At 71.5% G+C, this 12499-nt stretch carries 11 protein-coding genes; 9 read left to right on the top strand and 2 right to left on the bottom strand.

The genetic code is table 11. The features are described 5' to 3' along the window. The first annotated feature begins 68 nt into the window (after positions 1 to 68). The 8 genes from ACFYXH_RS04845 to ACFYXH_RS04810 all read left to right on the top strand — a co-directional run bounded on the left by ACFYXH_RS04845 (position 69) and on the right by ACFYXH_RS04810 (position 9228). Positions 69 to 2147, top strand: coding sequence for a PBS lyase (locus ACFYXH_RS04845; protein ID WP_389560566.1), 2079 nt, complete (start codon positions 69 to 71; stop codon positions 2145 to 2147). Then, positions 2144 to 2464: a zinc-ribbon domain-containing protein gene (locus tag ACFYXH_RS04840; protein WP_389560564.1), complete on the top strand. Its 321-nt coding sequence runs from the start codon at positions 2144 to 2146 to the stop codon at positions 2462 to 2464. Before ACFYXH_RS04845 ends, ACFYXH_RS04840 begins: the two co-directional genes overlap by 4 nt. Before the next feature lie 291 nt (positions 2465 to 2755). Next, positions 2756 to 3472, top strand: a complete 717-nt coding sequence (locus ACFYXH_RS04835) for a hypothetical protein (RefSeq protein ID WP_389560562.1) — start codon at positions 2756 to 2758, stop codon at positions 3470 to 3472. Beyond that, the gene (locus ACFYXH_RS04830; protein WP_389560561.1) at positions 3469 to 4758 is read left to right on the top strand and encodes a histidine kinase dimerization/phospho-acceptor domain-containing protein; all 1290 of its coding nucleotides are present in this window, start codon (positions 3469 to 3471) and stop codon (positions 4756 to 4758) included. The genes ACFYXH_RS04835 and ACFYXH_RS04830 overlap by 4 nt, the downstream gene beginning before the upstream one ends. Before the next feature lie 133 nt (positions 4759 to 4891). Continuing rightward, positions 4892 to 6271 (top strand): FtsW/RodA/SpoVE family cell cycle protein, encoded by a 1380-nt coding sequence (locus tag ACFYXH_RS04825; protein WP_389560559.1) that lies wholly within the window; start codon positions 4892 to 4894, stop codon positions 6269 to 6271. Then, positions 6268 to 7725: a penicillin-binding transpeptidase domain-containing protein gene (locus ACFYXH_RS04820; RefSeq protein WP_389560557.1), complete on the top strand. Its 1458-nt coding sequence runs from the start codon at positions 6268 to 6270 to the stop codon at positions 7723 to 7725. The genes ACFYXH_RS04825 and ACFYXH_RS04820 overlap by 4 nt, the downstream gene beginning before the upstream one ends. Positions 7726 to 7729: 4 nt before the next feature. Continuing rightward, positions 7730 to 8779 carry an amidase family protein gene (locus tag ACFYXH_RS04815; protein WP_389560555.1) on the top strand — a complete coding sequence of 350 codons (1050 nt, stop codon included), beginning with the start codon at positions 7730 to 7732 and terminating at the stop codon, positions 8777 to 8779. Beyond that, positions 8776 to 9228: a DUF3291 domain-containing protein gene (locus ACFYXH_RS04810; RefSeq protein ID WP_389560554.1), complete on the top strand. Its 453-nt coding sequence runs from the start codon at positions 8776 to 8778 to the stop codon at positions 9226 to 9228. The genes ACFYXH_RS04815 and ACFYXH_RS04810 overlap by 4 nt, the downstream gene beginning before the upstream one ends. A 61-nt stretch (positions 9229 to 9289) precedes the next feature. Here ACFYXH_RS04810 and ACFYXH_RS04805 read toward each other — a convergent pair whose 3' ends face one another. Then, the gene (locus ACFYXH_RS04805) at positions 9290 to 10186 is read right to left on the bottom strand and encodes an ADP-ribosylglycohydrolase family protein (protein ID WP_389560553.1); all 897 of its coding nucleotides are present in this window, start codon (positions 10184 to 10186) and stop codon (positions 9290 to 9292) included. 120 nt (positions 10187 to 10306) lie between these two features. Here ACFYXH_RS04805 and ACFYXH_RS04800 point away from each other — a divergent pair, with 120 nt between their 5' ends. Then, positions 10307 to 11155 carry an alpha/beta fold hydrolase gene (locus ACFYXH_RS04800; RefSeq protein WP_389560551.1) on the top strand — a complete coding sequence of 283 codons (849 nt, stop codon included), beginning with the start codon at positions 10307 to 10309 and terminating at the stop codon, positions 11153 to 11155. Between the two features lie 39 nt (positions 11156 to 11194). Here the strand turns inward: ACFYXH_RS04800 and ACFYXH_RS04795 are convergent, their stop codons facing one another. Then, entirely contained in the window at positions 11195 to 12304 is a 1110-nt protein-coding gene (locus ACFYXH_RS04795) for a ferritin-like domain-containing protein (RefSeq protein WP_389560550.1), read from the bottom strand. Positions 12305 to 12499: the final 195 nt, after the last annotated feature.

Below are 12499 nucleotides of genomic sequence, written 5' to 3'. Positions count from 1 at the left end.
TAACCCCGCGATGTCCGAGCTGTGGTGCACACTCTCCCCAAGCGCACAGTTCTTGGGAGGGGGCAAGCGTGTTCGGGGGGATCGACGAGGTCGAGTGGGCCGCACTGGGGCATGCCTACGGCCCGGCGGACGATGTGCCGCAAATGCTGCGCGGACTGGCTTCCGCGGACCCGGCGGAGCGCGAGACGGCGCTCGACGGGATGTACGGGGCGGTGCACCACCAGGGCGATGTGTACGACTCGACGCTCGCCTGTATCCCGTTCCTTCTCGAGCTCGTGGCGAATCCAGCCGTCCAGGACCGGGGCGGCATCGTCGAGTTGCTGACCAGCATCGGCGGCATCGATCTGGACGGCGACGACGAACTGGACCCGGATGACGAGGAGTTCGAGTACGCCGCGAACTACGCGATGGCCGCGTCGGCCGTGACCGCCGGCGCCGACGCCTTCCTGGGGCTGGTCGACGCCGACGACCGCGGGGTGCGGCTCGCCGCGCCGCTCGCGCTCGCCACGCTGCACGACGATCCCGAGCTGGTGCTCGGTCTGCTGCGGGCCCGGCTGGGCGTGGAGCCGGACGCGGAAGTGCGGTTCGCCTGCGTCGAGGCCGCGGGCCGGATAGCGCTGCGGCACGAGTATCTGGCGCGCGGGGTGGTGCCATGGCTCTCCGGCCTGACCCGGGTGTCGTACGGCGCGGGGCTGCGGCTGGCCGCGCTGGCGCAGCTCGCCCGCTGCGCGCCGGGGGCGCTGCCCACCGATGTCGTACCGAGCGTGGCCGGCCTGCTGCGCGAGCTGCGCGCCGAGCCGGTGGTGACGGCGCAGGCCGCCGAGCGGCCGTCGACGCCGACACTCATCGGGCAGCTGCGCGAGCGCCACGAGGCGGATACGGCGGGCCGCCACGCCCCCTGGACCGCGGATCTGCTCCGTACGCTGCACTCCGGTCTCGGCGATCGCGTCGATGACCGGACAGCGCTGCTGACCGATCAGCTGTGCAGCCCCGACTGGGGGCAGCGGATCGACGCCGTACGGATGAGCAGCGGGCTGCTGCGGACCTGGCGCGGTGCGTACGAGGAGCTGGTCGGCCTGATCGGGGAGCAGCTCGGCGACCCGGAGCCACGGCTGGCCGAGGCGGCCGCCGACGCGCTGGAGGAGCTGTTCTGTCTCGCCGGGCCCGCCGCGGACGCGCTGGCGGACCGGGTCGCCGCGGACCCCGCGGCCTGGGTGCGGGAGTGGGCGGGCGGGCCGCCGACGCTCGGCAGCGCGGTCACGGCGCTGGCACGGGCGGGTGACCGGCGCGCGGTGCCGGTGCTCGCGCTGGCGCTGGAGCGCCCCGAGGCGCCGAACGATCTGGGGTACGCGCTCGACCACCTGGGTGCGGCCGCCGCACCGCTCGTGCCCGCGCTGCGCCACCGCCTCGGCGAGATGGAGCTGGACGCCCGGCTCTACGACCGGGCGGGACCACTGCTGTACGGACTCACCGCCCTGCGGGCCGCCGACGCGGTGCCCGAGGTGCTGCGCATACTGCGGGGAGCGCCGGAGTACCGCAAGGAGTGGGTGACCGAGTCGGCGCTGAGGGCGCTCACCGCCTTCGGTCCGGCGGCAGTCGAAGCCGTGCCGGATCTACGCGCGATGCTGGGCTGCGGCGGCTGCTCGGCGGCCCTCTCGGCGCGGACCGCCGGCGCGCTCTGGGCGATCGAGGGTGACGCCGGGGCCGTACTGCCGGTGCTGCGCGCGGCACTGTCGGAGCGGGACTCCGCGGCCCGGCGCTCGGCGGCGACAGTGCTCGGCACGCTGGGGGCGGCGGCCGCCGAGGCCGCTCCGGCGCTGGGTGAACTGCTGCGGGCGGCCGAGCCATGGACCCGGGTGGACGCGGCGATCGCGCTGTGGCGCGTGACGCGAAATCCGGAGCGCCCGTGGCCGGTGCTGCTGGCGGCCTGGGAGGGGCAGGCGCACACCCGCGTGCCGACGGCCGAATGCCTGGCGGAGCTGACGGCCGACGGGGCGGAGGGCGCCGAGCGAATACTCCGCGGCGAGCTGGGATCCGCAAGACGTCATAACGCGATCGACGGCGGATACGGCAGTCATGACATCTTTACTGACGAGAAACTGCTGGCCCTGTGCCGGCAGGCACTTTCCACGGAGGGAACAGCATGATCATCTTTGGCACCAAGGGATACCTCTACCAGCTGGCGATAATGACGCTGGTGTGCGGGCAATGCGGCAACCCGTCCGCGCACACGCTCAGGAAGCGCGTCACGAAATTCACGCTGTTCTTCGTGCCGCTGTTCCCGTTCTCCTCGAAGTACGCGACGCAGTGCACGTTCTGCGGCGCGGAGGCGAGCGTGAGCAAGGAGACGGCGGAGCAGCTGCAGGTCCAGAGCGCGGGCGCGCAGGGCGGTCAGGGCGCGCAGGGCGGTCAGGCGTACGGGCAGCCGCAGCAGCAGCCCGGACAGCAGCCGTACCAGCACTGACGCCGGGCCGGGAGGCGGGCAGCGAGATCGGGGCGGACGGGGCAGCGGCGCACAGGGGCAGCGAGGTTCGGGGCGGACGCGTCGGCAGCCCGGCGTGTGCGGAGGACATCACCACCCGCAGCAATGCCGCGTAGCTCGCGGCGGGCCGCGGCCCCACCGCGCCCGGCGCCGCCGGGTGGACCGGCCTGAGCAGGCCTGCTGGTCCCCCGGTAGCGTCACCCCGGGCGGGAAAGGGGGTATCCGTCCTGGTGACGCATGACGACACGGCCGAACGCCCCCGCTAGGAGACCCTTGAGCCCGAGCTCGCACCGCCTGAGGTACGCGACGTACGCGGCGCTGCTGACGGCGACCGCGGCCGCGGTGCTGTCCGGCTGCGGCAACGAGGGCCGGATCAAGAGCGCGGGCGCGACCCCCACGGCCATCGGCCCGGTCCGCCTCTGGCCCGATCTGCCGCCCGTCACCGCACCTCCCAACGACTTCGGCGAGACGGACACGGAGCGCGTCCCCGGTATCAAGGTGCCGGGCGACGGCGTCCGCGCCCTGGACCCGGTCGCCGTGGTGCAGGCCGAGGCCGACGCCTACCCCGACGAGTACGCCGGTATGGACGGGCGTTACCAGGAGACCGTCGCGAAGCTCCACACCTGCAAGGGCAAGCCGAAGTCCTGCCCGGTGCTCAAGCCGTACTACCGCGATCTGACCGGCGACGGCCGGGAGGAGATGATCGTCGGCATCAGGATGCCCGAGCAGCAGACGTCGGTGCGCTGCTACATGCCCGGCAAGGGCGGGCTGACCCGGATCATGTCCACCTCGGACCAGCTTGTCAGCGTGAATCTCGCGGGCCGTGACGTGATCCTGCGGTCGGTCTCGGCCGGCATCCCCGGATACGAGTACCGGACCGCATGGTCCTGGGACGGCCAGCAGGGTGCAATGCTTCCCACCAGCGACGAGATCGTACGGGTCAAGCCGCCCCGCTCCCCCGCGCACAAGGCCTCGGCGGGCGCGTCGTGAGACGGCTGCGGCTGCCGCGCTGGGCCGCGACCCTCACCTGGAAGGCCGCGGTCTTCATCACCGTGATGTGCTGCGCACTCGCCGCGATGCTGGGTGCGCTGGTGCATGTCGCGGTGACCCGGCAGACGGTGGATCAGGCGCGGGAGAAGGCTCTCGGCCGACTGGTCGACGTGACACGGGCCTACGAGGCGGGCGAGCCGATGCGCCCGCACGCGGGCGTGGATCCGCCGGGCCTGCCCCGGTCGCTGCGTGAGCTCGCCGTCGGCGGGAAGCGCGGCACGATGGTCGCCGACTTCCGGGGCCGCCCCACCATGTGGGCGGCGGGGCCCGCCGACGGACGGGCCATCGCCGTCCAGGTCGACTACACCCTCAGCGCCGACACGATCACCGGTCTCGACCAGGCGATCGTCGGCTCCTCGGTGCTGGCGATCGGCGCGACCTTGCTGGTGGGCGCCTTCGCCGTCACCCGGGTCACGCGGCGGCTGCATCTGACCGCGCAGGTGGCGCGGAGGATCAGCGCCGGCGATCTGGACGCCCGCGTCAACGACCCACGTACCAAGAACCCTTCGCGCCCCCAGGACGAGGTGGCCACGGTCTCCGGCGCCCTGGACACCATGGCATCGTCCCTGCAGGGCAAGCTGCTGAGCGAGCAGCGCTTCACCGCCGATGTGGCGCACGAGCTGCGCACTCCGCTGACCGGACTGTCCGCCGCGGCCGAGCTGCTGCCGGAGGGCCGTCCGGCCGAGCTGGTACGGGACCGGGTCCGGGCGATGCGTTCACTGACCGAGGATCTGCTGGAGATCTCCCGGCTGGACGCGGGCAGCGAGACGGTGGACCTGGATGTGCACGAGCTGGCGCATCTGGCCGAGCGGGTGGTGCGGGCCTCCGCGACGGACACGGAGGTACGGGTCGTACGCGATGCGACGGTCGAGACCGACAGGCGGCGTCTCGAGCGGGTGCTCGGCAATCTCGTCGCCAACGCCCACAACCACGGGCAGCCGCCGGTGGTGCTGACCGTGGACGGCGGGGTGGTGACGGTCGGCGATCACGGGGCGGGCTATCCGGAGTATCTGCTGGAGCACGGGCCGCAGCGGTTCCGTACGGACGGCGGCAGCAAGGGGCACGGGCTCGGACTGACCATAGCGGTCGGGCAGTCGGCGGTGATCGGCGCGGAGCTGCGCTTCCTGAACGCGCCGGAGGGCGGTGCGGTCGCCCGGCTCACGCTTCCCGAGTACATACCGTTCGTGAGCGACGGCGAAGCCGCCGCTCAGCCGTGCGCGGAGTGACGCGTCGCCAACATCGGCTCTGCGCCCCGCTGGTATCCAAACGCTGACGCTCCGTCGACTCTTCCGCACACTCTTCTTCGACGCCCTATGACATAAAGGGACATAAGGCTTGCGTCTTGCTACGTTGCGTGGCATGACCGCAACGACGGCGGACGCTCCCCCGCCCGATCTACGCCTCCCCAAGCGGCGGGGTGTCGAGCTCTCGCTCCTCGTCTGCGCCGTCCTCATCTCCGTCTACGGCTATGTCGACGTGGGCCTGACGAAGAGCGGCGCCGTGCCGCCGGACGCCGCGCACTACGGAGCGGGCCTCGGCGTGCTGGCCCTCCTCGCCCACCTCGCCGTCCGCTACCGCGCCCCGTACGCCGACCCGCTGTTCCTCCCCATCGCGGTCCTCCTCAACGGCCTCGGCCTGGCGCTCATCTACCGTCTCGACCTGGAGACCCCGAGCAACGCGGCCGCGCCCACCCAGCTGATCTGGTCCACCCTCGGCGTCGCCCTGTTCATCGCCGTCGTCGTCTTCCTGCGCGACCACAGGATTCTGCGACGGTACGCGTATCTCTCGGTCGTCTCTGCCCTTGTGCTGATGCTCGTACCGATCCTCTTTCCCGCCGTGAACGGCGCCAAGATCTGGATCCGGATCGGCGGACTCTCCTTCCAGCCGGGCGAGTTCGCCAAGATCCTGCTCGCCGTGTTCTTCGCCGCGTATCTCGCCGCCAACCACAACGCCCTTGCGTACACCGGCCGCAGAATCTGGAAGCTTCAGCTGCCCACCGGCCGCGTGCTCGGCCCCATCGTCGCGATCTGGCTGCTCAGCGTCGGCGTTCTGGTGCTCGAGCGGGACCTCGGCACCTCGCTGCTCTTCTTCGGGCTCTTCGTGATCATGCTGTACGTGGCGACGGGCCGGACCGGCTGGATCGCCGTCGGGCTGCTGCTCGCCGCGGCCGGCGCAGTCGCCGTCGGCTCCTTCGAACCGCATGTCCACAGCCGGGTGGAGGACTGGCTCAATCCCTTCGCCTCCATCGACGCCGGCGAGGGCCCTGGCCAGCTCGCCCAGTCGCTCTTCGCCTTCGCCGCCGGCGGGATGCTCGGCGCCGGACTGGGACTCGGCCACTCCATCCTCATCGGCTTCGCCGCCAAGTCCGACTTCATCCTTGCCACCGCGGGCGAGGAGCTCGGCCTGGTCGGCCTGACCGCGGTCTTCATGCTGTACGCGCTGATGGTGGCCCGCGGCTACCGCGCCGGACTGGCACTGCGCGACCTCTTCGGACGGCTGCTCGCCATCGGTTTCGCCTCGATCCTCGCGCTCCAGGTCTTCGTCATCGCGGGCGGCGTGATGGGACTGATCCCGCTCACCGGGATGGCGATGCCCTTCCTCGCGCAGGGCGGTTCGTCCGTGGTCACCAACTGGGTCATCGTGGCGCTGCTCATCCGGGTCAGCGACTCGGCCCGCGCACCGCATCCCGAGCCCGTCGAACCAGGTGTCGTCGCACCGGTCCTGGAGGGCGAACGGTGATCCGCTACATCCGGCGGGCCGCCGTCCTGTGTCTGCTGCTCCTGGTCGCATTGCTGGTCAACGCGGCTCGTGTGCAGGTCATCGAGGCCACATCGCTCGACAAGAATCCGGCCAACCGCCGACTGGTCATCGACCGTTACGACGAGCCGCGCGGCGACATCCTGGCCGGCGGCGGACCGGTCACCGGCTCCCAGGACACCGGCGAGCAGCTGCGCTACGAACGCACCTACACGCAGGGGCCGTTGTACGCCCCCGTCACCGGCTACGCCTCGCAGACGTACGGCACCTCGCTCATCGAGAACGCCGAGGACTCCATCCTCTCCGGTGCGTCCTCGCTGCTCACCCGGATCCCGTTCTGGAACGACCTCAGCCGCACGCAGCACCCCGGCGGCAATGTCGTCACCACCATCAAGCCCTCGATGCAGCAGGCCGCGTTCAGCGGCCTCAACAGCAGAAGGGGCGCGGTCGCGGCGATCGAGCCGTCGACCGGCAGGATCCTGGCACTGGTCAGCAGCCCTTCGTACGACCCCGGTCTGCTCTCGGGAACCGGGAAGCAGGTCACCGACGCCTGGACCAGGCTCAACGGTTCGAGCGTCCAGCCGATGCTCAACCGGGCCATCCGGCAGACCTATCCGCCGGGGTCCGCCTTCAAGATCGTGACGGCCGCGGCCGCGCTGGAGGCCGGCGTGGTCACCGACGTCGACGCGCCGACCGGCACGCCCGATCCGTATGTCCTGCCCGGCACCTCGACCACGCTCCCCAATGAGGCGAAGGGCTGCGGCAACGCCTCGCTCGCGTACGCCATCCAGTGGTCGTGCAACACCGTGATGGCACATCTCGGTGTGCAGGTCGGAATGCCCGGAATGCTGGACGCGGTCGACAGGTTCGGCTTCAACGACCGCGGGCTGACGATTCCCTCAGGCGTGGCCGCGTCCAACTTCGACGCCCGGATGACCGTCGACCAGCTGGCGCTCTCCTCGATCGGGCAGTTCGACACCGCGGCAACGCCGCTGCAGATGGCGATGGTCGCGGCCGCGGTCGCCAATGGCGGCGACATCAGACGTCCCTTTCTGGTGGACCGGGTGACCACATCGGACGGCCACACCGTCTCCCGGCACAGCCGGAAGTCGTACCACCGGGCGATGAGCCCCTCGACGGCGCAGCAGCTCCAGCAGCTGATGGTCGATGCCGTCGAGGAAGGCACCGGCGCGAAGGCCGGGATCGACGGGGCGAGGGTCGGCGGCAAGACCGGTACGGCACAGCACGGCATGGGCAACTCCGGTACCCCGTACGCCTGGTTCATCTCCTGGGCGCAGGCGGACCGCGCGTCCCGGCCGGCGGTCGCGGTCGCGGTGGTCGTCGAGGAGGCCGCAGCGGTGCGCGGCGAGATCAGCGGCGGTGGCAGCGCGGCGCCGATCGCCCGGGCGGTGATGGAGGCGGCGCTGCGAGACTGATCCCATGACGGTGGTGGAAGCGCTGGAGCGGATCGCGCGGCTGGACCCTGAACTGTGCGCCTTCGTCGAGGTGTGGCCCGAGCAGGCGCTCGCGCGCGAGGTGGACCCCGAACTCCCGCTGGCCGGACGCCCGTTCGCGGTCAAGGGACCGTCCGGCATCCATTCGTACGCGGCCCGGCGGCTGATCGCGGCGGGCGCGGTGACGGTCGGCTCGACGGCGGTGCCGGGCCCCGGCACGTACTGGCAGACCTGGGGTCTCGGCGCCCACGGTCGTACGGTCAACCCATGGCGTGCGGACCGTACGCCGGGCGGTTCATCGGCGGGCTCGGCGGTGGCGGTCGCGGCGGGGATGGTGGGGCTCGCCACCGGCAGCGACGGGGCCGGGTCGGTGCGGATCCCGGCGGCGTGGTGCGGAGTGTTCGGCCTGAAGACGACGAACGGGCTGCTGCCGTCCCCGGACCGGACGGGTCTGGCCTCGGCGGGCGTGTTGACCCGCTCGGCGGCGGACGCGCGGGCGTATCTGCGCTGTGTGCTGGACGGGTACGAGGACATGCGGGTGGAGTTGCCGGTACGGGCGCGCTGGTCCGCGGACCTGGGGTTCGCGCGGACGGAACCTGAGGTGGAGTCGGTGGCGCGGGCGGCGGCGGAACGACTGGCTGCGGCCGGAATCGTACGCCTCGACGGGCGGCCGCTCGCCCTGCTCGACCCGCGGGAGGCCTGGCAGGCGGTGCGGCGCGGGGAGCCTTCGGCGGGGGCGGCGGTGCGCGGCGAGAACGACCGCCGGCTCGATGCGCTCTTCGCGGACACGGAGCTGCTGCTCACTCCGGCGACCCCGAACCGCCCGCATGGCCACGACGGCCCTGGCGAGCTCTACTCCACCGCACTGACCTGGGCGTTCAATCTCAGCGGCCATCCGGCGGCCAGTATCCCGGCCGGCTTCACGAGCGACGGATGTCCGGTCGGCCTGCAGCTGGTGGCGGCGCGCGGCGCGGACGTCTCGCTCCTCGAAATGGCGGTGGCGGCGGAGCAGGGCACGATTATCGTGCGCCCATGACCTTCGAACTCGCCCAGGTGAACATAGCCCGACTCAAATTTCCGCTGGATTCCCCGGAGTTGAAGGATTTCGTCGACGGCCTCGATCCGGTGAACGCGGTCGCGGACGCGGCGGACGGCTTCATCTGGCGGCTGAAGAGCGACACCGGCAATGCCACGGACGTGCCGGTGTTCGGGGACGAGTGGCTGATCGTGAACATGTCGGTGTGGCGGGACACCAATGCACTGACGGCGTTCATGTACCAGGGACAGCACCGGGAGCTGCTGGGCCGCCGCTACGAGTGGTTCGAGCGGATACAGGAGATCATGACCACCCTGTGGTGGGTGGAGCCGGGCCACCGCCCGACGGTGGAGGAGGCGGAGAGGCGCCTGCTGCACATACGCGAGCACGGGCCGACGCCGGAGGCATTCACCCTGCGGACGAGCTTCCCGCCACCGGGAGACGAGTGACCGGCCGGCCTCGGTCCCCGCGCCCCCGGACCCGGCCGTAGGCCGCCGACGCCCCGCCCCCTCACCGTCCGGGCAGCGCTTCGCGGCGCTCCAGCCACTCCGGCGGTACGCCCCCGACTCCCGTCGAAGCGCCCACGATTCCGCCCGTGATCGCGCACGTCGTGTCCACGTCGCCGAAGCCCTCTGCCGTGGACCACAGGGCCGCCTCCAGGTCGTCCCGGTGGCGCGTCGCCGTCCACACCGCGAAGGGGACGGTGTCGTCGGCGCGAATGCGCTGGCCGTTGCCGAGGATGTCCGCCGCCTTCCAGGGCTCCGTGGTGAACGGCAGTTCAGCCGCCCGGGCCAGGCCGTCGCGTACCGTCCCCGCCGGCGTGCGCTCCGCGACAGCCGCGACTGTCAGTTCGCCGCGGGCCGCGAGCGCCGACGCCGTGGCGACCGCCACCGCGCCGGCCACGCCTTGGGGGTGGGCATGCGTCACTCGGGCGGACAGCTCCGCCTGGCGGCCGGCCAGTTCGAGGTCGCCGCTGAACCAGGCGCCGAGCGGGGCCACCCGCATCGCCGCGCCATTGCCGAGGCTGCCGCCCTCGAATAGCTCGGGGGCGAGAGTGCGCCAGCGCTCCGGCTCCTCCAGGAGCTCGGGCAGCAGCATGTGCATCCCGTGGCCGTAACCGCGCGCCGGGTCGGCGTCGAAGGTGAGCGCGAAGCAGGCGGCCAGCCGGTCCTGGTCGATCTCGCCGTACTGGTCGAGCACGCGCTGGATGGCGAGGGCCATCGCGGTGTCGTCCGTCCAGTGCCAGTCGGGTTCTTCGGGTGTGCGCCTGGCCCGGATGTCGTCGTATGCCCGGTCGCGATCACGGAAGAGAGGGAACCAGCGCTCGCCGAACGCGTCCCCCAGAGCGAGCCCTTCGAGGCTGCGGCGGGCGGCGTCACGGTGGGCCTGGGTCACAGCGGTCGTCATGGCCACCATGGTGCCCGGCGCGGGTGTGTGGGGTACATCCATTATGGCCCGGAGGGGCGCCTCGTTCCGTCCTTCTGACGGACGATCTTGAGGCTCCGCACACGCCCTACGGTGAAGGCCATGACCTCCCTCCACGTACACGACCACGGCGGCGAAGGCCCACCGCTCGTCCTCCTGCACGGCGCGGGGCGCTCACTCGGCGACTGGGAAGCCGTCGGGCCGCTGCTCACCGCGGAGCACCGCGTCCTCGCCGTCGATCTGCCCGCCCACGGCCGCTCCGCGTACCGCGCGCCCTGGACCTTCGAGACCGTGCTCCGGGACATCGAGGCCACTCTGGACACCTACGGCGTCCCGGACGCCATCCCCGTCGGGCACTCCCTCGGCGGGATGATCGCCGCGCTGTACGCCGACGCCCACCCTGGCACTACCCCCGCCGCCGTGAACCTGGACGGGTTCTGGTGGGGGCGGCCCGGTCAGTATCCGGGGGCCGAGCGGGTCAAGGAGATGGCGCGGGCCGCCGCGGGCGCGGTGGTGCCGGCGGCGTATCCGCGCCAACAGGCCGAGTACGCCGGGCAGTTCGGGATCCCGTACGAACGGGCCGAGGCTGCTGCCCGCGGTGCGGTGCGCGAACTGCCCGGCGGGCAGTGGCAGACGCTGCCCGAGCGCGCCGCCGCGCTCGAGATGTACGACGCCATGGACGGCCTCGATGTGTTCGCCCTGCTGCACCGCGTGCCGTGCCCGCAGCTGCTGGTCCGGGCCCGGCGGCCGCAGCCGTCGATGCCCGGCATGGAGTGGTTCGACGAGCTGCTGGAGGCGTATGCGAAGGGCCTCGACCAGGAGCTGGCCCGGCTCGCGGACGAGCGCCCCACGGCGACGGTCGAGGACATCGACGCCACGCACGCCATGCTGCTCGAGGAGCCGGCGGCGGTGGCCGCGCTGGTGCGCCGGTTCCTGGGCCCGCCGGCCTAGGCGGGCGCGCCGTCCGCGATCCCTCCTGGGCCCGCCGGCCTAGGCGGGCTGCGCTCCGTCCGCGATTGCCTCCTCGACCTCGGACACCCGTGCCTGCTCCTCCGCCGCGAAGCGCTCGCGGTCGAGCTGTTCGGCGATCTCCTCGTCCTGGGACATCAGCAGGTCGAGGTTGGCGTCGCCCATCTCGAAGACGCCCATGTCCAGATAGGCCTTCTGCAGCCGCTCGCCCCACAGCCCGATGTCCTTGACGCACGGCACGATCCGGCTGAACAGCAACTTCCGGAACAGCTGCAGGTATTCGGACTGCTCGGACAGCTCGGCCGCCTCCTGCTTGGGGATGCCGAAGTTCTCCAGGACCTCCACTCCGCTCAGCCGGTCGCGCATCAGGTAGCAGCCCTCGATGACGAACTCCTCGCGCTCACGCAGCTCCGCGTCGCTGAGCTCCTTGTAGTAGTCGCGCAGCGCCATCCGCCCGAAGGCCACATGGCGGGCCTCGTCCTGCATGACGTACGCGAGGATCTGCTTGGGCAGCGGCTTGTCCGTGGTGTCGCGCAGCAGGCCGAACGCCGCGAGCGCGAGGCCCTCGATGAGGACCTGCATGCCGAGGTACGGCATGTCCCAGCGGGAGTCGCGCAGGGTGTCGCCGAGCAGGCCCTGGAGGTTGTCGTTGATCGGGTAGAGCATCCCGATCTTCTCGTGCAGGAAGCGGCTGTAGATCTCGGCGTGCCTGGCCTCGTCCATGGTCTGGGTGGCGGAGTAGAACTTCGCGTCCAGATCCGGGACCGACTCGACGATCCTCGCCGCGCACACCATCGCGCCCTGCTCGCCGTGCAGGAACTGGCTGAACTGCCAGGAGGTGTAGTGCCTGCGCAGCTCGCCCTTGTCCTTCTCGGTGAGCTTCGCCCAGTGGCGGGAGCCGTAGAGCGTGAGCGCCTCGTCGGGGGTGCCCAGCGGATCGTACGGATCGACCTCCAGGTCCCAGTCGATGCGCTTGGCGCCGTCCCACTGCTTGTCCTTGCCCTTCTGGTACAGGGCGAGGAGGCGGTCGCGGCCGTCCTCGTACTCCCAGCTGAAGCGGGCCGCGCCTGAGGCCGGGACCTGCCAGAGGGAGTGTTCCGGGGCGCGTGTATAGCGATCGTGCGTCGACACTGACGGCTCCTTCGCCTCATATCCCGTGACAACCAAGGACAGTTGGCAGGCTCACACGTTGGTAGACGAAGAGTCAACAAGTCGCGCGCAAGGGATTGACGACCTTGCTGACATAGAGTCTCATAAGGCGTGCCCCGGGCCTCGGCCTGCCCGGGGGCGATTCCCGGACCCGATGCCGACTCGTGAGGTGCCCTC

This window comes from Streptomyces sp. NPDC002730 (assembly GCF_042888805.1).
Classification (GTDB): Bacteria; Actinomycetota; Actinomycetes; order Streptomycetales; family Streptomycetaceae; genus Streptomyces.
The sequence above is the reverse complement of the archived record's forward strand: the minus strand, read 5'-3'. Positions and strand labels throughout refer to the sequence as shown.